A 22,015-nucleotide genomic window follows, 5' to 3' on the forward strand; every position below is an offset into this window, starting at 1 on the left:
AAATCAGTATGGAGATTTTGAAAGAGAAATTATTTGAAGCAATTAAAATTCAGGAGAAGTCTATTGTTAGCAGACAGATTATTAAAAAGCCAAATGGAAATATAACTTTGTTTGCATTTGATAAAGATGAATCTTTAACAGAACATACATCTCCATACGAAGCTCTTGTTCAGATCGTTAAAGGCAGAATGACGATAACAATTGGAGGAAATCCATTTCAGGTTGAGGAAGGAGAAATTATTCTCCTTCCTCCTAATATACCTCACGGACTGCTAGCTCTTGAAAGTACAATAATGTTACTAACTATGATTAAGTAAAGAGAGATGATAAAATGCATCCAACATCAAAAAAACTTTTATTGATTTCTGCAATTCTTCTTATCGGTGTTTATTTCTTTCCTCTGTGGAATATTAATCTCGAAGCACCACAATATCCAGAAGGACTTGGCTTGCGAATATGGGTAAATCAAATCACAGGCTTGAAAGAAAACGACTTGCAGAATATCAATGGCTTAAACCATTACATCGGCATGAAACATATTGATCCTGATGATATACCCGAATTAAAAATCATGCCCTTCGCAATTGGATTTATGATAGCATTTGGTTTGTTCAATGCGTTCAAAGGAAGCAGAAAAATGGTTTACATCTGGATAATTTTATTTTTAATTCTCGGTGCAATTGGTCTTTATGATTTTTATATGTGGGAATATAATTACGGACATAATCTTGATCCGAATGCTCCGATTAAAGTTCCTGGTATGACTTATCAACCTCCTTTAATCGGCTCAAAACAATTGTTGAATATAAATGCAATTTCGCTTCCGACAATTTCATCTTATATAATTTTAATTTCTGTAGCACTTGCTTTCATTGCATTGATAATTGATAAGAAAAAGAAAACCTGAGGACACAATGAAATTCAGATTATTAACTCTCATAATGATGTTTGGACTTTTAGCCTGTTCACCAAAACCAGAACCAATTGACTATGGAAATGATATTTGTGAATTCTGTAAAATGAATATTACAGATAATAAATACGCCGCAGAAATTGTTACGCATAAAAATAAAATTTATAAGTTCGATTCAATTGAATGTCTTTTTCAATTCAAGAAAAGTTTTATTAAGGAAGAAGAAATTCATTCTGAATGGGTGAATGATTTTTCACAACCAGGAGAGTTAATCAACTTAAAAAATGCATTCTTTCTTAAAAGTGATGTTTACAGAAGCCCAATGGGAATGAATGTCCTTAGCGTTGCATCAAAGGACAAATTGAATGAAATTATCAACAAAGATGGTGGGCAGGAGATGAATTATAATGAAGTGTTTGAGCTTGCCAACGAAGAGTGATTTTTATGTTATTAGAATTAGAAAATGAAAAATCTGATTTACATACTCTTATTATTTATTAGCAGCAATATTTACCCTCAAAGCCGTCTAGTTGTTACTCCTTCTGACAATGTCGAAAAAATATTAGAAAGCGCACCTGAAGGTTCAACTATTATTTTCAAATCTGGAATTTATAAAGTCAATAACATTAAAATCGATAAACCCCTTGCGCTCGAAGGAGAAAATTATCCTGTACTTCAGGGAAATAAAAAAGATGAAGTATTAACAATCAAAGCAAACAATGTTACAGTTAAGGGATTTAAAATCACTGATGCTGGAATCAGCTATCGGCAGGAGAATGCTGCTATAAAATTAGTTGAGTCTTCGGATTGTGTTATTGAAAATAATATTCTTGAAAATAATTTTTTCGGAATTTATCTCTCCAAATCTTACAACTGTGTAATCAGGAATAATTATCTGGAAGCATCAAATAAAACTGAAACCAGCTCCGGTAATGGAATTCATCTCTGGTACAGCAAGGGAATAACAATAGAAGGCAATACTATTATCGGGCATCGTGATGGAATTTATTTTGAATTTGTGATGCATTCTCTGATTAAAAATAATTTCAGCAAATTCAATCTTCGTTATGGATTACACTTTATGTTCTCTGATAGTTGCAGCTACATAAACAACACTTTTGAATCTAATGGTGCTGGCGTTGCGGTTATGTACACTAAAAATGTAACTATGAAGCAAAACAAGTTCATTAACAATTGGGGCGCTGCTTCATTCGGAGTTTTGCTTAAAGATTTGACTGATTGCCTGATTGAAAAAAATCATTTCGAAAAAAATACTAATGGGCTTTATCTTGAAGGATGCAGCAGGATTACTGTGCGAATGAATAATTTCATCAGCAACGGGTGGGGAATTAAACTGATGGCAAACTCAATGAATAATTATTTTTACGGCAATAATTTTATTACTAATTCATTCGATATTCTCACTAACAGCAGAAATAATTTTAATGATTTTTCAGGTAATTACTGGAGTCGTTACAGCGGCTACGATCTTAACAAAGATGGAATTGGTGATGTAGCTTTTCGTCCTGTGAAAATGTTTTCTGTAATTGTTGAAAGACAGCAAACATCAATGATTCTTATCAACAGCTTATTCATAGAGTTGTTGAACCTTACAGAGAGTGTTATTCCGTCACTTACTCCTGTAGATCTTGTAGATAATAAACCGAGTATGTATCAAATAAATATAAACAGATGAACTTTAAAGATATTTTTTGAATATGATAAAATTCACTAACATCATAAAAAAGTATAATAAGCTTGAAGTATTAAAAGGAATTGATGCAGAAATACAGACAAGTAAAGTAACTGCAATAGTTGGTCCGAATGGTTCAGGCAAAACTACTTTAATTAAAATAATTCTCGGATTGGTTAAAGCGGATTTTGGTTCAGTAGAAATTAATGGAAAAAAAATTAACGGAGATTATGATTACAGAAGCAACATTGGTTACATGCCACAAATTGCCCGCTATCCGGAAAATCTGACTTTGTATGAAGTTTTGAGTATGATAAAAGATTTACGCAACAGAAAAGATCAACCTGAAGAAAAATTAATTAAAGAGTTTGAACTGTCTGGTGAGCTAACCAAAGCGATTCGCACTTTGTCAGGTGGCAACAGACAAAAGCTTAGTGCTGTAATTTCTCTTATGTTCGATCCGCAAATTTTAATTTTTGATGAACCAACTGCCGGACTGGATCCGGTAATCAGTAACAGATTTAAGGAGATGGTATTTATTGAAAAGAAAAAAGGAAAAACAATTATTCTCACTTCGCACATAATGAGTGAAGTTGAAGAGCTTGCTGATGAAATTATTTTCCTGCTTGATGGTAAGATTTATTACAAAGGTTCATTACAAAATCTTTTAATAGAAAAAGGTGAAGTGAAACTGGAGAAAGCTGTAGCAAAAATTTTAGAAGAAAGAGCGTTGTGGAATTGAGATATGATTACAAGTGATATGAAAATATCGGAGATACTTAATAAATATCCTCAAACTCTTGAAGTGTTTATAAAAGTAAGTCCTCACTTTAAAAAATTAGAAAATAAAATATTGAGAAAAACTTTAGCAAGCAGAGTTAATGTCATTCAGGCTGCAAGCATTGCCGGAGTTAATCCGGATGATTTACTTATCGAATTAAACAAAGCAATTAAAAAGGATTTTGATATGTCAGATACAATCAGCAAAAATTATAAAATTGAATCTTTAAACGATAACAAACCAGATGAATTAAAATCAATTTCAGAAGATATAATTATTGAGCTTGATGTAAGACCAATTCTTGAACAGGGAAAAGATCCGTTTAATGATATTATGTCAAAAATTAGAGAATTAAAACAAGATGAAATTTTATTGTTGATAAATTCTTTCGAACCTATTCCACTTTATTCTGTACTTGGTAATAAAGGCTTTGACCATTATACGGAAAAAACTGCCGATGTATTCAAAGTTTACTTCTTCAGAAAGAAGGAAAATTTTAAACAAATGGAAAATAAACTTTTTGATCAGACTGAAAGCGAATTGAAGACTGAGAAAGTAATCGAACTTGATGTTCGTGAACTTCCTCCACCTGAACCAATGATGAAAATTTTTGAAAAATTGAATGAGCTTGATGATAACACAATACTACTTGTGCATCATCATCGCGAACCAGTAATGCTTTATCCTAAACTTGAAGAGAGAGGTTTTGAAGCAACGGCTCATAAAATTGATTCCAACTACTACAAAGTTTTGATTTTCAAAAAACAGCATAAAGATGTATGATTCAGAATAATCAAATTGCAAGTGCGTATTCGCCACCTTTCAGAATTGTTGCTAAATATTTTATCGCTGCAATAATCTCATTTGTGATTTTCAATTTATTGCTTACTCTGAATTATGAAGATATAAGCGGTCATCATTTTCAACCGAAAATTTTATCTGTCACTCACATCGCTACACTTGGATTTATTACGATGATAATTTTTGGAGCAATGTTTCAACTCGTGCCGGTTGTGCTCGAGGTAAAATTATTCAGTACAATTCTTGCCGAAGTTCAATTCTGGATTTTTTCTCTTGGAATCATTTTACTTGTTTATAAATTCTGGCACTTTGGTTCAGCACTTAGTTTTACATTACCTGCTGTTTTATTAAACACAGCTATGTTGATATTTTCAGTTAACATTATTGCTTCAATGGTAAAAGTGAAGAAATGGAATCTTACAGGAACTTATCTCGCTTCATCTATTTTCTGGTTATTAACAACTGCTGTTGCGGGACTTTTACTTTCAATTAATCTCGACACTCCATTTATAAAATTAAATCATCTGCAATACCTTAAACTTCATGTAATTACAGCTTTTGTTGGCTGGGTTGGAATGGTTGTAATGGGAGTTAGTTTTAAACTTATTCCAATGTTTACACTTTCACACGATTATAAACTTAATCTCGCAAATTGGGCAGTAGCTCTAATCAATATTGGATTGCTCGGAGTAAACTGGATTATGCATTATCCAGACACACAATTCTATAATGTAATATTTGGTTCAGTGATCTTCGCCGGAATGCTGCTTTATCTTATTCAGATTTCTGTCATTTTCAGGAAAAGAATCAGGAAGAAACTTGATGTTGGTTTAAAATTCACTGCTATTTCTTTGTTCATTCTTGGAATTACAACTTTATTAAATTTTTCTTTTCTGTTTTTCAATTATGAGAATGTAATCAACTTAACTCTTGTGTATGGAATTTTATTTTTAGTTGGTTTTGCTTCAACTCTTATAGTTGGACAAATGTATAAGATTGTTCCTTTTCTGGTTTGGTATCATAAATACAGTAGTAAAGTTGGAATTGAAAAAGTACCAATGCTAAAGGATATGTTTAATGAAAAACTTGCAGAGTATCATTTATATTTAATGATCTCAGGATTAGTTATCTCAATAATTTCTTTATCATTTCAGCTAAAGGTTCTTCTGCTTTTTGGTTTTTCGATATTACTTATCAGCTCTATAATCTTCTCATTCAATATGATTAAAATTTTCAGGAGTTAGAATATGACAAGCAAAATAACTAAAGAAAAAATCACTGATATCTTAAGGACAGTAATTGATCCTGAAATAGGTATCAACATAGTAGATCTCGGTTTAGTTTATGATATAAACATCTCAGAAAACAATATTGATATAACAATGACATTAACTACTCCTGGTTGTCCGATGCACGGTAGCATCACAAATTGGGTAAAACGAATCATTGAGATGACAATCCCTGATATTAGTGTAAATGTAAATCTTGTATGGGAACCAAAATGGACACCTGATAAAATGTCAGAAGAAGCTAAACTTCAATTGGGAATGTAATTAAAAGATGTTCACCACAGTAAGATATTTTATTAAAACCAGTGTAATCTTTCTGATAGTTGGAATATTAACCGGACTCTATATGTCAATTTCAAAATACATCTTTAAGGCCGGATATAGTCAGGAGTTAATTTCAGCACACACTCATTTAATTCTTGTTGGTTCTGTAATGATGATGATAATGGGAGTAGCTTTGTGGTTTTTCCCAAGAGCTGAAAAAGATGATAGAAGATATAATCCCGACCTGATTTTAATTACTTACTGGCTGATGACTATTGGAACAGGATTAAGATTTATTTTTCAAGTTACATCTAACTTTATGATATCTGATTTGCTGAGAATTTTAATAGCTCTCAGTTCAATAATTCAGGTTGTTGCAATGATGCTTTTCTTCTATTCGATGTGGGGAAGAATAAGACCTGTTGGCAGTCAAATTCGTGAGGCAAAAGGAGAAAAATTCTGAAATGATTTTTAATCAAGTCAAAAATATTTTTTAGGGAGGCAAGATGAATTTAAAATTCTTTAATTGGTTTGAACAAAACCAGAGTTATGCTTATGCATTCCTCAGAATTTTTGTTGGTGGAGCTTTATTCATTCGTGGACTTTTATTTATTACTGACCCTAATAAACTAACGCAGCTTGCCGGAAGTGAAAAATATTTCTGGATGTATTCTTACATCGCAATTGTTCATCTTGTTGGTGGATTTTTGTTAGCAATCGGATTGTTCACACGATTAGCAGCACTTATTCAGATACCAATTCTTTTCGGAGCAGTTTTCTTAGTGCATCTTTCAAAAGGATTTCTTGCAAGCGGTCAATCGCTTGAACTATCTGTGATGGTATTATTTCTTCTCAGTGTTTTCTTTTTATTTGGTTCAGGCGAACTAAGTGTTGACAGTAAAAAAGCACATAAATCAAATTAAGTGAGAAAATAATGCAGCTCATTTCAAAAATCCTGAAATTTGAATTCAATAATGTATTGAGAAGTAAATGGGTGATTTTCTTCTTTCTGTTTTTCTTCCTTACTTCTTATGCGCTTTTTTCATTTGAAAATAATACCATGAAAGCTTTGCTTAGTTTATTTAATCTTACGGTTTATCTCGTTCCGCTGATTAGTTTGATATTTGGCACAATGTATTTTTATAATTCAAGAGAATACATTGAAATGATTTTGTGTCAACCAATACCACGTAATGCTTTGTTTGTTGGATTATTCTTAGGAACCAGTCTCCCGTTGATAATTAGTCTTGTAACAGGAATTCTTTTACCATTTTTATTATTCGGAAATTTTTCTGAAGGACTGAGCCTAACATTATTACTAGTATTGATTAGCTCTCTTCTTACTTTGCTTTCAATTGCAATTTCGTTTTTAATTTCTACAAAAATTACTGACAAAGTAAAAGGACTAAGTATATCAATATTTTTCTGGTTAATTACTGCAATCGTATTTGATGGTTTTATGCTTCTCATCATTTATTTATTTCAGGATTATCCAATTGAAAAATTTCTTATTGCATTTACACTTCTTAACCCGTTAGACCTTTCAAGAACACTCTTCATTCTGAATTTTGATATCTCAGCATTACTTGGATTAACGGGAGCTCTCTTTAAAAAATTTTATGGCAGTAGTTTGGGAATTATCATATCATTTATATCTCTTATAATTTGGATTGGAATTCCGTTTTTTGTTGGCTTGAGAAGTTTTAACAGGAAAGATTTTTAATAGTACGCTTGATAATTAATTAAAACTCATTTATTTTTAATCAGACAATTTAATCTGGTTTTGAAAAATGACTGTAATCTTCTCAAAAAAATGTGAATACGGACTTCAGGCAGTACTTTATATGGCTGCTAAAGAACCTGGCTGTGTTTGCCCTTCCGAAGAGATTGCTAAGAAATTAAAAATTCCAAAAGAGTTTGTTTCAAAGATTCTTCAGAATCTTACTGAAAGCGGAATAGTTGATTCGAAGAAGGGAAAGTCAGGTGGATTTATGCTTGCAAAACAACCATCACAAATCAGGTTAATTGATATCGTTGCTGCAATTGATGGTTTGGATATTTTCAACAGTTGTGTTTTGGGTTTCCCATCTTGTTCGCCGGATAAACCTTGTCCGGTTCATCACAAATGGGGAGAGTTACGATCGAAAGCTTACGAAATGTTAGCCGCTGAAACGATGGACAAATTCAAAGAGAAAACAATTAACAAAATCGGAAAGATTTAAAAAATTTATTTTTTAATCAGACAATTTGGTCTGCTATGGAAAAGAAAAATAAAATAATCAGGAATAACGAAAAGGGGATTCAAAAAATCAGATTTGCTGTTCAATCTCTTTTTGCATTTTTATGTATCTGGATTGGGGTCGAGTTTTATCTTTTCGTAAGATTTCTCGAAACAAACGGAGCTTCAGCTTTCTATCAAAGACCTCCCGGAGTTGATGGCTTTCTTCCGATCAGTTCGTTTATGAGTTTTTATTATCTGCTCACAACCGGTGAAATTCATCAGGCTCATCCTGCAGGATTATTTATCTTTCTCGCAATTGTTTTAATGTCGCTTGTCTTTGGAAAATCATTTTGCAGCTGGATGTGTCCAATTGGTTTTCTTTCTGAATTAATTGGCGATTTCGGTGAGAAAATTTTTAAGAGAAGATTAAAGCTTCCAAAATTTTTAGATTATCCTTTGCGAAGTCTCAAATATCTGATGCTTGGATTTCTCATTTACTCAGTAATTTTTCTTATGACACCACTTGCAATTAAATATTTTCTGGATAGCCCATATAATATTGTTGCAGATATCAAGATGTACTATTTCTTCGCAAACATTTCCCGAACTTCACTCATCGTGATTTCAGTTCTGTTTGTTCTTTCAATTTTTATAAGAAATTTTTGGTGCAGATTCCTCTGTCCTTATGGAGCATTACTCGGGATTTTTTCTCTTCTCAGTCCAAATAAAATCCAAAGAAACACAACAAGCTGCATTGATTGTGGTTTGTGTAATAAAGCTTGTCCTTCATTCATAAAAGTCGATAAAGTTAAAACAGTTATTTCAGATGAATGTTCTACTTGTTTGAATTGTGTTGATGTTTGTCCCGTTAAAGATACTTTGCAGTTAAATTCACTTCTTCCGTCAAAGAAAAAAATTAACAAAAGGTATGTTGCGATCGGAATTGTTTCTATTTTCTTAATCGTAACCGGACTTGGAATCTTTACAGGTAACTGGCAAAATAAAGTAACAAAAGAAGAATATTTACTTCACTACAAAATGATGAACAGTTATGGTCATCCAACCGGTCCTAATGCAATGAAACAACTTAATGAACAGGCAAACAATGAAATAAAATCTGAGGTGAAAGGGAATTGAAAACGGAAGATTTAAACAAAATTAAAAAGATGGAAGTAGATGAAATAACTGAAGAAATAAAAAGAATGCATGATGAACTTATGGAAGACAAAAAGTTTTTTCCCGAAAGTCTTTTAGAAAAACTTGATTCAGAAAAAGCACTTCAGGAAATATTTGAAAAAATTTTAAAGGACTTTAAACATCATATTTATAAGGAAGAAAAAATTTTATTTCCTTATCTGATTAATTTGGCAAAAGCTGCTCGTAACGAAATACCTTTTGAAAAACCTTACTTTGAGACGGTCGTAAATCCAATAAATATGATGCAATCTGATCACGAATCAATAAATGATGCAACAGAGAGGTTAAAAATATTAATTGATGATGAACTAAGTCAAAAAAAAATTAATTCTGCAATTGCAGAAAAAATCAATGATATTATTGAGTATATCAGAAAAGTAATTTATCTTGAAAATGTAATTCTTTTTCCGAAAGCAGCATTACTCGAAAAAAAATTTTTAGTCTGATAAAAATGAAAAGACACCAGGCAATAGCAGAACTTTCAAGAGATCATCAAAAGGGATTGATGCTTGCGCAGCTTTTAAAGAAGAACGCTCCTCCTCATAAAGGTTTACCAACCGAACCAAAAGGTAAAATGAATTATGCAATAGAAACATTCAGGAATGATTTAACTCAGCATTTTACTGATGAAGAAAAAATTCTTTTCCCATCTGCAAAAGGTAAATCAAAAGAATGTGATGCTCTTATTGATGAACTGGTAAATGAACATAAGTTTTTTTACGAAAAGATTCTGGCTCTGGAGAATACTTCTAACCTGATTGATGAAATGGACTTGATTGGTCGTAAACTTGAAGAACATATCAGAAAAGAAGAAAGAATTTTATTCAATATGATTCAGGAACTTCTGACTGAAGATGAACTAATAATTATCAAATCAAAAATTGAACAATCTAGAAAAGATTTCTTAAAATCCTGTAAAACAAATTCAACATAACCATTCAACAAACATACACATCTATGAAACCAATACAATTACTAAAAGCTCTTATTCCACCTCCTCAATGGAGATTTTTGGTAATTGTTCTTGTTGGAATAGGTGTTGGATTACTTCTGTTAACTTTACATCTTGCCCGCGCAACTTCTTACCTTTCAGATGACCCGGTTGCTTGTGTGAATTGTCATGTTATGGCACCATACTTTGCAACTTGGGAAAGAGGAAGTCACGGTAGAGTTGCAACCTGCAATGATTGCCACATTCCACATGACAATATTGTCAACACATATCTTTTCAAAGCGATGGATGGTATGCGGCATTCGTATGTATTTACATTCCGTCTTGAACCGCAGGTTATCAGAATCAAACAAGCTGGCAAAGATGCTGTTCAGCAAAACTGCATCAGATGTCATCAGAATGTAATTCATCCGATTTCATTAAGGGCAATTTCCGGACAAAGAATTCAGGGAGAAGGAGATGGCTACTGTTGGGACTGCCACAGGGAAACACCTCACGGCAGAGTAAACAGTTTAACTTCTGCTCCTTATGCACGAGTACCACAACTAAGTTCACCAATTCCATCCTGGATGGAAGAGACTTTAGGGTTAAAAAAATCGAATTAAAAATTTCAGGAGATTATCTATGAAACCAATAAGTGAAATAATTAAAAATAAACCATGGCTTGGTTGGCTGCTGTTTTTCGGCACCGCTGTGGTCGTCTTTCTTTTGGGATTACTTGCATCTTCAATTATTGAAAGAAGAACAGAATCAGTTTATACACTTCAGATGTTAAAACCAATTGCCGAATGGGAGCCAAGAAACGAAGTCTGGGGTGAAAATTTCCCGAGAGAGTATGAATCATATCTTAAAACATTGAATATGGATTTTGCAAGCAAGCACGGAGGTTCCAAGATGATTGATTATCTTGAAAAATATCCGGAACTTGTTGTGCTGTGGGCTGGTTATGCTTTCTCTAAAGATTATAATCAGGGAAGAGGTCATGCTTATGCAGTTCAGGATGTGAGAAATACTTTAAGAACGGGTGATAATGTAAACAGTCCAATGCCTGCAACTTGCTGGACTTGTAAAAGTACTGATGTCCCTCGAATGATGAATCAAATGGGAACAACAAATTTTTACAAAGCAAAATGGAAAGACATCGGTTCTGAAATTGTAAATCCTATCGGTTGTCAGGATTGTCACGATCCGAAAACTATGAATTTAAGAATAACTCGTCCGGCACTTATTGAAGCATTCCAGCGACAGGGAAAAGATATAAATAGTTTTTCTAGACAAGAGATGCGCTCACTTGTTTGTGCTCAATGCCATGTTGAATATTACTTCAAAGGTGAAGGCAAGTATTTAACATTTCCCTGGGATAAAGGATTCAGTGCTGATTCTATGGAAGCATATTTTGATGCGATAGAATTTTCTGATTGGACACACGCATTATCCAAAGCTCCGATGTTAAAAGCTCAACATCCGGATTATGAATTATACAAAACCGGAATTCATGCCATCAGAGGTGTTTCTTGTGCAGATTGTCATATGCCTTATAAGAGTGAAGGTGGAGTTAAGTTTACTGACCATCATATTCAATCTCCTTTGAACAATGTTGCAAACACTTGCCAGGTTTGTCATCGTGAAGAAACACCAAGATTAATTCAGGATGTATATGACAGGCAGGATAGAGTTGAAGAACTCAGAAGAATAGCAGAAAAGACTATTGCAGCTGCGCACATTGAAGCAAAATTTGCCTGGGACAATGGTGCTACTCAGGAACAAATGAAAGAAATTCTTAAACTCATTCGTCATGCTCAATGGAGATGGGATTGGGTTGCTGCGGCAAACGGACTTGGCTTCCATGCACCCGTTGAAGCGTTACGGGTTCTTGGCACTGCTATTCAGAAAGGTGAACAGGCAAGAAGGGAACTTGCTGCTTTGTTTGTAAAACAAGGTTGGAAATATCCTGTCGAACTTCCCGATATTTCAACAAAAGAAAAAGCTCAGAAGTTTATCGGTCTAGATATGCCAAAGCTGAAAGAAGCTAAAAAAGAATTTTTGAATACTACAACAAAACAATGGGATGAAGAGGCAAGAAAAAGACAAGGTTATTTATTTGAGTACAAATTGAAAGAATAGAAAAAAATAATTTTATTTGATTGTGTCACATTTTGTTAAACCGGGATGTGACACATTTCTATAAGAACCTAAAATGAATTTTTTATAAACTGTATTTCTGGTAAAAATAAATTTCTGCTAACCAAATTCTGAAAGGTATTATATGAAAAAAATCATACTGTTGTTTACTATCTTTTTTTTGACTCAATCAAATTTAACACTCTCGCAAGAGATTGATGGTTGGAAACTTAACGGCCAAGTTCAGCTTCGTTCTGAAGTTGATGGACGGGATTTTTCCAATTCAACTCATCCACTCACATTTACGAGTATGAGAACCAGACTTGGGGTTGAAAAAACCTTTTCCGGCAAAGTGAATTTCTTTGTTCAATTTCAGGATTCAAGAGTATTTGGTGAAGAAGGAAGTCCGACTACTTACACAGCGAATGTTGATTTATATCAAGGTTATGTAAAATTGATTAAACCATTTGATCTTGATTTTACTGTTCAGGCAGGAAGATTTGCTATAATTTATGGGACTGAAAGATTTTTTGGTGCTTCAAATTGGAGCTACATCGGAAGATCTTTTGACGGCGTAAGATTTTCAATTATGCCGGAATCCTGGGATCTGGATTTGTTCGCATTAACATTGAATGAAGCTGTCAGTTTTATTAATAATCCTTCTCCATCTATTTATCCTTTTCCACAACAGGAAACACCATCACATAGCATTTATGGTTTTTACAAGAAGAATAAAATTTCTGACAAAAGTAAATTTGATTTAACAGGATTCTATGAAATAGACAGAAAAGATGTAAGACCGGATACCAACACTATTGAAGTATTTACTTTTGGTGGAACATATTGGGGAAATTACGGTGACTTTTCAACAGTCTTTGAAGCTGGATATCAACTTGGCAGCAGAGGCGTCAGAGATGTAAGTGCATATATGATTTCAGTCTCCGGAAATTACAATGCAGGAATCTCAACATTCGGACTTGGTGTTGATATACTTTCAGGAATCGATCCTTCCAAAACCGATAAATCAAATACATATTTACCAAGCTATGGAACTAATCATAAATTTTACGGATATATGGATTACTTCCCGTCAAATGCATTTGGTTTGGGTGTAAATGATTTTTATCTCAAGGCAGCATTTAACCCGGTTGATTCCAAGTTCGGTTTTGCTGCTGATATTCATCACTTTATGTCAAATCAGAAATCAGCTTCTGACCAAAATACATTCGGACAGGAAATTGATTTGACTGTAATTTACAAATTTGCGCAGGGAACAAATGTTACCTGGGGCGGCAGTCTTTTCTTTCCGGCAGATATAATGAAAAGTCTTTATTCTCCACGAGAAGATATAGCATTCTGGACTTATTTAATGATTACAGCTAATCTTTAATTAACATAATTTATTCAGTATACAGGGGTGGATATGAAAACATTCATTTCAGCTTTTGTGATTACTTTATCACTAAGCTTTGTTGTTACTGCGGCTAATTGTGTCAATTGCCATAAAATGGTAACTCCAAATATTGTCAGCGATTGGCAGATTAGTAAACATTCACAGAATGATGTTGGTTGTGAAACTTGTCATGGAAGCGATCATACAAATGCTTCCAATGTTGATAAAGTTTCTCTTCCAACTCCCGAGACTTGTAAGACATGTCATGAAACACAGGTTACTCAGTTTAGTAAAGGCAAACATGCATTAGGTTGGGCATCTATGAAAGCAATGCCAACATTCCATTTACAACCAATGTATCTAACTGAAGGAATGAAAGGTTGCGGAAGTTGTCATAAAGTTGGATTAAAATCTGATGATGAAATAAAACAATTAAAAGCTGATGGCCAGCAACATGGTGTTGCTAGCTGCGATGCATGTCATACACGCCATACATTTTCAAAGGTTGAAGCTCAGCAACCGCAGGCATGTCAAACCTGTCATATGGGTTTTGATCATCCACAGTGGGAAATGTATTCCGCTTCAAAGCATGGTGTAAGATATCTTCTCAAACAAAATGGAACACTTCCCGAAGGAACATCTGCTCCAACTTGTCAGACTTGCCATATGCAGGATGGAAACCACGAAGTTAGAACTGCCTGGGGATTTTTAGCTGTTAAACTTCCTCTTCCTGAGGACGAGCGATGGAAAAATGATCAGATTACAATTTTACAAGCCCTGGGTGTTTTAGATCCTGAAGGAAAACCAACAGCTCTTCTTGATGTAGTTAAAGCAGCTGATGTTGCAAGATTAGATCAGGAATCTTTCGATAAGGAAAGAAACAAAATGATTAAGACTTGTGGAAATTGTCATTCAGAGAAATTTGCAAAAGCTGAACTTGAAAAAGGTGATAAGATGATTCGGGAAGCTGATCATCTGATGGCAGAAGCTATCAGAATAGTTGCCGGATTATATAAAGATCAGATAATTCCTAAACCGGCTAATTATCCTTATGCTTTTCCTATGTTGTTAACATTCCACGATGCACCAACAGTTATTGAGCAGAAATTATTTGTTATGTTTCTTGAACACAGAATGAGAACTTTTCAGGGAACATTCCATGCTAATCCTGATTATGCTTTGTGGTATGGATGGAGTGAAATGCAGAGGAGTCTTTCTGAGATTAAAGAACTTGCAGAACAGATGAGAAAAGATAAAAAAGGCTAAATAATCTGAAATATTTAAGGGTGGCCTGAAGGAATTTAATTCTTGAAGGCAACCTTTCTTATTTAGATGTATTATTACCGCAGTTTAATTTATTTATAAAACTTTCTTAATATTTTATACAAATTAGTCTCAATGCTTCTTGTGATAGGTCAAATAAATTTATATGTTTGTTACCAGATGATGAAGAAAAAAATTGAAATAATAAGTCTCTCATTGCTATTGTTTGTATCTACCACTGGTATTCCGATGTATTATCATTATTGCCAGATGATGGAACAGACCTCTATGAATAGCTGTGATGTTTGCAGTGTAGAGTTAAATGAAGAGCAATCATCCTGCTGTTCCGAAAATTCAATTGAAGGGAAAACTATTATTTCTTCAGAAAATTCTGACTGTTGTCAAATCAATTTTATTTATCTCAATGTTGATGATCAATTTCTTTTGATTAAAACTGAACTGGCAAACAGAACTTCGAACTTTGAAGTCATCATTAATTTCTTAACGGATAATATTCTGACCGAACACTTCACAAAAAGATTTTTCTTTAAAGATCTTTCTCCACCAACTTTTAACAAACCAGACATTTACCTTTCAAATCATTCATTTCTGATTTAATCTCACTTATCTTTCCATCTTCGGAATTTTCGGGATAAGTATATCCATTTACTTAAATTGAAAATTTCTAACAGTTTTCCAAAAGTTTTCAGATAATTTTAAGGAAGTTTAAGATGAACAAAATCAGAATTTTAATTATAGTTCTGACACTTTTAATAAATAATACTTTTGCTCAGAAAGAATCACTTCAGGATTTGATTGATATTGCTTTGCAGGTAAGCCCTGAGCTCAAAATGTACGAGGCAAAAATTCGCTCTTCAGAGAATCGTATTCAGCAAAACTCAAACCTGCCTGATCCGATGCTTTCACTTGGTGTGATGAGTCTGCCGGTTCCATCATTATCATTTAATAAAGAAATGATGACTGCAAAAGTTGTCGGATTAAGCCAGGAATTTCCATTCCCGGGAACACTAAGTGCAAAAGAAAATGCGAACAGCAAAGATGTGGAAATTGTTAAACAGGAATACAACGATAAACGAAACGAGATCATAAAAGATTTAACTCAGAATTATTATGAGTTGATCTACATCCGAAAGGAAATTGAACTGACAGAAAAATCCCGTCAGTTGATGAAACAAATTTTGGATGTAGTCAGATCGATGTATTCTGTTGCAGATGCAAGTCAGCAGAATGTTTTCAGAGTTGAACTCGAGCTTACTAAAATGTCGGAAATGATTGCAGCCTTAAATAGCGAAGAAGCGGAACAACTTTCTGCAATTAATTCTTTGTTACTGAGAAGTCCTTCAACTGAATTAGAAACAGATTCACTTCCTCAAATTAGTTTTGCTCATATAAATATCGATGAATTAGTCTCAAAAGCTGAAGCCAATCGTCCTTACCTCAGAGGAATTCAGATTGCAGAAGAAAAAGAAAAATTAAATCAATCTGTTGCAGAATATGACTTTTATCCGATGTTCAGATTGTCTGCTCAGTATGCTTTCAGAGAAGACATTCAACCGGATGGAATGGCACAGGAGAATATGATATCATTAATGCTGGATATTTCACTTCCTTTGAATTATGGTGGAAAGGTAAGTGCAATGGTTGAGGAAACTAAATCAATGCAGGAGATGTTTCGTGAACAATACTCGGCTTCAGTTCAGATGCTTAAGCGTGAATTCGGAATGGCAGTTGCAAAACTGAATTCTCTGAAACACAGAATTGAACTTGTTGAACAAGGTTCGCTAATTCAGGCAAAAGAAAATTTTAATTCGGCTCTTGCTTCTTATCAGGTTGGTGAAATTGATTTTATGAATGTGATCGAAGCACAGAATAATCTTTATGCAATTGAGAAGAATTTATATCGTCTGAAAGCCGATTACTTGAAACAAATAGCTGAACTTGAATTTTTAACAGGAACTAAATTGTAAAATCCTCACTTCCGGCCCCTCTCCAAAAAAGAGAGGTGAAAAGGAATTGGATGATTTCACTAAGATGAAAGAAAAATTTTAGGAGTTAGTAAAGTGAAAAAGAAAATTTTAATCATATCAATACTAGCAATAGTAATAATTATACCGGTTTACTTCTTATTTATTGCTGGAGGTCCATCTTCTGAAAATTTATCAGGAGAAAAACAGCTTTATACATGCGGAATGCATCCGCAAATAATTTCTGATAAACCGGGAAACTGTCCGATCTGTGAAATGAAATTAACGCCAATAAAGAATAACAATCAAAAATCCGGAGAAGGTACAAAGGACTCTCCGAGAAAAATTCTTTACTACCGGAATCCAATGAATCCTAATGTAATTTCTGATCATCCGCAGAAAGATGAAATGGGAATGGATTATGTACCCGTTTATGAAGATGAAGCCGGTGCTGAAGGCGTAGTAACTATCGATCCACAGGTCCAGCAGAATATGAATGTCAAAACTGCCATAGTTGAACTAAGGAAGCTTTCTTCGCAGGTTACGACAAACGGTATTCTTGTAACTGACGAAACACAGGAATATATCGTTACTACAAAAGTTGATGGCTGGATTGAAAAACTATATGTCAATTACACCGGTCAGTTGGTTTCAAAAGGTGCAAAACTGATGGAGATATACTCTCCAATGCTTGTCTCAGCACAACAGGAATTACTTACAGCGCTTTCTTATCAGAATTCTCTTAAAGATATCTCAATTGAAGAAATTAAAAACAGTAGTAATGAAATGTTAAAGAATGCTGTGAGAAAACTTCAATTGCTTAATGTTTCTGATTCGGAAATTAAACGATTGAAAGAAACCCGTGAAGTTAAAACTACAGTAACACTTTATGCACAAAATTCGGGCACGGTCCTTGAGAAAAATATTCTTGAAGGACAAAAGATTATGGCAGGTGAACCTCTGCTCAAAATTGCAAACCTGTCCAATCTATGGCTGATTGCTGATGTTTATGAATACGAAATTCCCAAAATAAAAATCGGCTCAAATGCTATTATCAACTTCAAATCCTTTCCGGGAAAAACATACCGGGGTAAAGTTTCATTTATTTATCCGACACTTGATGAGCAATCACGAACAGTAAAAGTCCGGATTGATGTGCCGAACAGAAACAACGAACTTAAACCATCAATGTTTGCTAATGTTGTAATCGAAGGTCCTGAATTAAAACCTACACCAGTCATTCCTGAAAATGCAGTAATACGAAGCGGTAAAATGGATCTTGTAATTCTTGATTTGGGAGATGGAAAATTTAAACCGCAGCAGGTAACGCTTGGAATTTACTCCGATGGTTATTATCAGGTACTAAGTGGACTGAATGAAGGAAATAAAATTGTAACATCAGCTCAGTTCTTAATTGATTCTGAAAGCAACCTCAGAGCTGCGGTAAGTCAGTTTCAGACCGGAACTCATATTCATTCTTCTGATATAAATGTGAAAGACAAAATGAAAGAAGATAAAAGTGAGACCAGAAACGGAAAAAGTGAAACGAGAAACGAAAAAAGCAAAATGAAAAACGATATGAAGGAAATGAATATGGAAAATCATGATCATTCATTATCAATTGTTCACAAAGGTGTAATCGATGTTCAATCGATTGATAAAAATAAAGATGGGAAACTTTGGGAATGCCCGATGGATTGGAATGTTATTTCAGATGAATCCGGAAGATGTCCTTTGTGTAATATGAAACTCAAAGAATATACAACTGACCAGGTGAAAAATAATCTTGAGAAACATGGTTTTGAATATAAAAAATAATTGCGTTGTCATCCTGAGCCTGGCGAAGGATGATTGTCACACTTCTATGAATAAAGTGTGATAACGACAGTATCAAAAAGATTTTGGAGAAATTAAATGATAACATCAGGTCAAAATAAAGAAGGATTGATTGCCAGACTTATTGAATGGTCAATCAATAATAAATTTTTAGTAATCATTTTTACCATTGCCCTTATTGCACTTGGCATCTGGGCATTAACAACAACCAAAGTTGATGCAATTCCGGATTTAAGTGATGTGCAGGTAATAATTATGTCCGAATACGAAGGTCAGGGACCACGAATTGTTGAAGATCAGGTTACTTATCCGCTCACAACAAAAATGCTTTCGGTTCCTTATGCAAAAGATGTTAGAGGTTATTCGATGTTCGGACTTTCAATGGTTTATATCATCTTTGAAGATGGAACAGACATTTACTGGGCAAGAAGCAGAGTACTGGAATATCTCAGCACGATTCAGGCACAAATGCCGCCGGGAGTTAAAATGCAGCTTGGCCCGGATGCAACCGGACTTGGCTGGGTTTTTCAATACGCACTGAATTCTGATAAACATGATTTGCAGGAACTCCGTTCAATTCAGGATTTCTTTTTAAGATATGAACTCTCATCCATAGAAGGTGTTGCTGAAGTTGCTTCTATTGGTGGATTCGTAAAACAATATCAGGTAAATATTGATCCGACAAAGCTGGCTTATTACAATATTCCATTACAGATGGTGGAAATGGCAATTAAGCGAAGCAACAACGATGTTGGCGGACGAATTATCGAAATGGGTGAGATGGAATATATGGTTCGTGCGCTTGGCTATATAAAAGGTATTGATGATCTGAAAAATATTGCAATCGGAAATTCACCAATGACAGGCTCTCCGATTTATTTAAAAGACATAGCAACCATAAATGTTGGTCCGGAATTGAGAAGAGGAATTGCAGACTGGAATGGTGAAGGTGAAACTGTTGGTGGAATAGTTGTAATCCGTTATGGTGAAAATGCCTTATCAGTAATTAATAAAGTAAAAGAACGCCTTGAAGAGTTAAAAAAATCCTTACCTGAAGATATAAAAATTGATATCGCATATGACAGGTCTTCACTTATTGAAAGTGCTATTGACAATCTTAAAGGCAAGTTATTTGAAGAAACATTAATAGTTGCTTTGGTAATAATAGCTTTTCTGCTTCACATAAGAAGTTCTTTTGTTGCCATCTTTACTCTTCCGACTGCAGTTCTCATTTCATTTTTAATTATGCGATTGCAGGGAATAAATGCTAACATAATGTCACTCGGAGGAATCGCAATTGCAATAGGTGCAATGGTTGATGCATCAATTGTTATGGTTGAAAATGCTGCATCTCATCTATCTGCAGAAAAAGATAAACCACTGAATGAAAGAAGAACACATTGGAATGTGATTCTTGAATCAGGAAAAGAGGTCGGCCCGGCAATCTTTTATTCGCTTCTGGTTATTACAATTTCTTTTCTTCCTGTTTTTACACTGGAACAACAGGAAGGCAGAATGTTTCGTCCTCTTGCATTCACTAAAACTTATGCAATGGCTGGTGCAGCAATTCTCGCTGTTACAATAGTTCCGATTTTAATCGGTTATTTTGTTCGTGGTAAACTGAGAAAGGAAGAAGAAAATCCTATAACAAAACTTCTGGTTAAAATATATCATCCGGTTGTTGATTTTGTAATGGAGAAAAGATGGTTGGTAATGGGAACAGCTCTGGTTATTATTCTCATAACTATAATTCCTTTCTCAAAACTTGGCTCTGAATTTATGCCTCCATTGTACGAAGGTGATTTACTTTATATGCCAACAACTCTGCCGGGAATTTCAATTACCAAAGCAAAAGAAATTCTGCAGCAGACCGATAAAATCATTAAAACTTTTCCCGAAGTTGAATCAGTATTCGGAAAAATCGGAAGGGCCGAAACCGCCACTGACCCGGCACCTTTAACAATGATTGAAACAACGATTCGACTTAAACCCAGAGATCAGTGGCGCGAGGGAATGACCCCTGATAAACTTGTCGATGAGATGAACAAAGCAGTTCACATTGCAGGATTGACAAATGCCTGGACAATGCCTATTAAGACCAGAATTGATATGCTTTCAACCGGAATTAAAACTCCTATCGGAATTAAAATAGCCGGACCTGATCTGATGACACTTGATTCTCTGGGTGCAAAAGTAGAAACATTGATGAAAAATGTTCCCGGAACCCGTTCATCCTTTGCTGAAAGATCACTTGGTGGAAACTATGTTGACTTTGAGATTGACCGTAACGCAATTGCAAGATATGGTTTAACAGTTGGTGATGTTCAGGATGTTTTTATGACTGCTGTTGGCGGGATGAATCTTACCCAAACCGTTGAGGGTTTGGAAAGATATCCTGTTAATATGAGATATCAGAGAGATTACAGAGAAAATATTGATCAGCTGGAGCGTGTGCTCGTCTCGCTTCCGATGGGTGGAAATGTTCCTCTTGCTCAACTTGGGAAAATTATTATCCGGACCGGACCTTCAATGATCAAATCAGAGAATGCAAGACCAAATGTCTGGGTCTATGTTGATATACAGGATATTGATATTGGTACATACATCAAAAATGCTAAGGAAGAAATAAATAAGAACCTTGTTCTACCCGCCGGATATTCAATTAAATGGAGCGGACAGTTTGAATATATGGAAAGAGCTTCCGCACATCTTGCGCTTGTTATTCCATTAACACTGTTGATTGTAATTGTTTTGCTCTATATGAATACAAAGTCGGTTACAAAAACCGGAATAGTGTTACTTGCGATGCCTTTCTCAATGGTTGGAGCAATATGGTACCTTTATTTTGCTGGTTTCAATTTATCAGTAGCTGTTTGGGTTGGAATTATTGCTCTGCTTGGTGTTGATGCTGAAACCGGAGTTGTGATGCTGCTATATCTTGATATCGCTTATGAAAAATTTAAGAAGAATGGAATGTTGAACAGTTTAGCTGATCTCCGTGAAGCAATTTTCGAAGGTGCTGTAAAAAGAATCAGGCCAAAGATGATGACTGTGATGACTACATTACTTGGTTTACTTCCGATAGTAATTGGTATTGGCACAGGTTCAGATGTAATGAAACGCATTGCTGCACCAATGGTTGGTGGAATAATAACAAGTATGATTATGGAACTTACTGTTTATCCGGCAATTTTTTATTCGATTAAAAAAAGAGAGTTGAAACATATAATTAATTTTAAAGATTCTTAGTGAAACTTAGTGTCCTGAGTGCCTTAGTGGTGATAACAATTTTTTTCTCTCCACAAA

General features: G+C 34.4%; 23 protein-coding genes. All 23 read left to right on the forward strand.

What is annotated here, in order from left to right; all coding sequences use genetic code 11:
* Positions 1-8: 8 nt before the first annotated feature.
* The 23 genes from Q0X14_RS14655 to Q0X14_RS14765 all read left to right on the forward strand — a co-directional run bounded on the left by Q0X14_RS14655 (position 9) and on the right by Q0X14_RS14765 (position 21,958).
* Complete coding sequence (locus tag Q0X14_RS14655) at positions 9-317, forward strand: cupin domain-containing protein (protein ID WP_297840221.1); 309 nt, start codon at positions 9-11, stop codon at positions 315-317.
* 14 nt (positions 318-331) lie between these two features.
* A complete protein-coding gene (locus Q0X14_RS14660) occupies positions 332-907 on the forward strand; it encodes a hypothetical protein (protein WP_297840224.1) in 576 nt (191 codons plus the stop codon).
* A gap of 7 nt (positions 908-914) precedes the next feature.
* Positions 915-1,352 carry a nitrous oxide reductase accessory protein NosL gene (locus tag Q0X14_RS14665; RefSeq protein ID WP_297840226.1) on the forward strand — a complete coding sequence of 146 codons (438 nt, stop codon included), beginning with the start codon at positions 915-917 and terminating at the stop codon, positions 1,350-1,352.
* Between the two features lie 24 nt (positions 1,353-1,376).
* On the forward strand, positions 1,377-2,609 hold the full coding sequence (locus Q0X14_RS14670) for a nitrous oxide reductase family maturation protein NosD (protein WP_297840229.1): 1,233 nt from the start codon (positions 1,377-1,379) through the stop codon (positions 2,607-2,609).
* A gap of 22 nt (positions 2,610-2,631) precedes the next feature.
* Positions 2,632-3,348, forward strand: a complete 717-nt coding sequence (locus Q0X14_RS14675; RefSeq protein WP_297840232.1) for an ABC transporter ATP-binding protein — start codon at positions 2,632-2,634, stop codon at positions 3,346-3,348.
* Positions 3,349-3,351: 3 nt separating this feature from the next.
* Positions 3,352-4,170: a DUF2249 domain-containing protein gene (locus tag Q0X14_RS14680; protein WP_297840235.1), complete on the forward strand. Its 819-nt coding sequence runs from the start codon at positions 3,352-3,354 to the stop codon at positions 4,168-4,170.
* Positions 4,167-5,432, forward strand: a complete 1,266-nt coding sequence (locus Q0X14_RS14685) for a hypothetical protein (RefSeq protein WP_297840237.1) — start codon at positions 4,167-4,169, stop codon at positions 5,430-5,432. Before Q0X14_RS14680 ends, Q0X14_RS14685 begins: the two co-directional genes overlap by 4 nt.
* 3 nt (positions 5,433-5,435) lie before the next feature.
* Positions 5,436-5,741, forward strand: a complete 306-nt coding sequence (locus tag Q0X14_RS14690) for a metal-sulfur cluster assembly factor (RefSeq protein ID WP_297840240.1) — start codon at positions 5,436-5,438, stop codon at positions 5,739-5,741.
* Positions 5,742-5,748: 7 nt separating this feature from the next.
* Positions 5,749-6,204: a cbb3-type cytochrome c oxidase subunit I gene (locus Q0X14_RS14695; protein WP_297840243.1), complete on the forward strand. Its 456-nt coding sequence runs from the start codon at positions 5,749-5,751 to the stop codon at positions 6,202-6,204.
* Between the two features lie 43 nt (positions 6,205-6,247).
* Positions 6,248-6,664 carry a DoxX family protein gene (locus Q0X14_RS14700; protein ID WP_297840246.1) on the forward strand — a complete coding sequence of 139 codons (417 nt, stop codon included), beginning with the start codon at positions 6,248-6,250 and terminating at the stop codon, positions 6,662-6,664.
* A gap of 11 nt (positions 6,665-6,675) precedes the next feature.
* Complete coding sequence (locus Q0X14_RS14705; protein WP_297840249.1) at positions 6,676-7,464, forward strand: ABC transporter permease subunit; 789 nt, start codon at positions 6,676-6,678, stop codon at positions 7,462-7,464.
* A 67-nt stretch (positions 7,465-7,531) separates the two neighbouring features.
* Positions 7,532-7,963 (forward strand): Rrf2 family transcriptional regulator, encoded by a 432-nt coding sequence (locus Q0X14_RS14710; RefSeq protein WP_297840253.1) that lies wholly within the window; start codon positions 7,532-7,534, stop codon positions 7,961-7,963.
* A 35-nt stretch (positions 7,964-7,998) separates the two neighbouring features.
* Positions 7,999-9,099: a 4Fe-4S binding protein gene (locus tag Q0X14_RS14715; protein WP_297840255.1), complete on the forward strand. Its 1,101-nt coding sequence runs from the start codon at positions 7,999-8,001 to the stop codon at positions 9,097-9,099.
* Positions 9,096-9,605 carry a hemerythrin domain-containing protein gene (locus tag Q0X14_RS14720; protein ID WP_297840258.1) on the forward strand — a complete coding sequence of 170 codons (510 nt, stop codon included), beginning with the start codon at positions 9,096-9,098 and terminating at the stop codon, positions 9,603-9,605. Before Q0X14_RS14715 ends, Q0X14_RS14720 begins: the two co-directional genes overlap by 4 nt.
* Positions 9,606-9,610: 5 nt before the next feature.
* Complete coding sequence (locus Q0X14_RS14725) at positions 9,611-10,093, forward strand: hemerythrin domain-containing protein (RefSeq protein WP_297840262.1); 483 nt, start codon at positions 9,611-9,613, stop codon at positions 10,091-10,093.
* Between the two features lie 23 nt (positions 10,094-10,116).
* Entirely contained in the window at positions 10,117-10,716 is a 600-nt protein-coding gene (nrfH, locus tag Q0X14_RS14730) for a cytochrome c nitrite reductase small subunit (protein ID WP_297840265.1), read from the forward strand.
* A 19-nt stretch (positions 10,717-10,735) separates the two neighbouring features.
* Positions 10,736-12,235 carry an ammonia-forming cytochrome c nitrite reductase gene (gene nrfA, locus Q0X14_RS14735; protein ID WP_297840267.1) on the forward strand — a complete coding sequence of 500 codons (1,500 nt, stop codon included), beginning with the start codon at positions 10,736-10,738 and terminating at the stop codon, positions 12,233-12,235.
* A 142-nt stretch (positions 12,236-12,377) separates the two neighbouring features.
* Positions 12,378-13,622 (forward strand): alginate export family protein, encoded by a 1,245-nt coding sequence (locus tag Q0X14_RS14740; protein WP_297840271.1) that lies wholly within the window; start codon positions 12,378-12,380, stop codon positions 13,620-13,622.
* A 33-nt stretch (positions 13,623-13,655) separates the two neighbouring features.
* Positions 13,656-14,891, forward strand: coding sequence for a multiheme c-type cytochrome (locus tag Q0X14_RS14745; protein WP_297840274.1), 1,236 nt, complete (start codon positions 13,656-13,658; stop codon positions 14,889-14,891).
* Between the two features lie 177 nt (positions 14,892-15,068).
* Positions 15,069-15,506, forward strand: coding sequence for a hypothetical protein (locus Q0X14_RS14750; protein ID WP_297840277.1), 438 nt, complete (start codon positions 15,069-15,071; stop codon positions 15,504-15,506).
* 113 nt (positions 15,507-15,619) lie between these two features.
* On the forward strand, positions 15,620-16,876 hold the full coding sequence (locus Q0X14_RS14755) for a TolC family protein (protein WP_297840280.1): 1,257 nt from the start codon (positions 15,620-15,622) through the stop codon (positions 16,874-16,876).
* A gap of 93 nt (positions 16,877-16,969) precedes the next feature.
* Entirely contained in the window at positions 16,970-18,691 is a 1,722-nt protein-coding gene (locus Q0X14_RS14760) for an efflux RND transporter periplasmic adaptor subunit (protein ID WP_297840283.1), read from the forward strand.
* Positions 18,692-18,787: 96 nt separating this feature from the next.
* A complete protein-coding gene (locus Q0X14_RS14765; RefSeq protein WP_297840285.1) occupies positions 18,788-21,958 on the forward strand; it encodes a CusA/CzcA family heavy metal efflux RND transporter in 3,171 nt (1,056 codons plus the stop codon).
* Positions 21,959-22,015 lie beyond the last annotated feature (57 nt).

This window comes from Ignavibacterium sp., assembly GCF_025998815.1.
In the GTDB taxonomy this organism is placed as follows: domain Bacteria; phylum Bacteroidota; class Ignavibacteria; order Ignavibacteriales; family Ignavibacteriaceae; genus Ignavibacterium.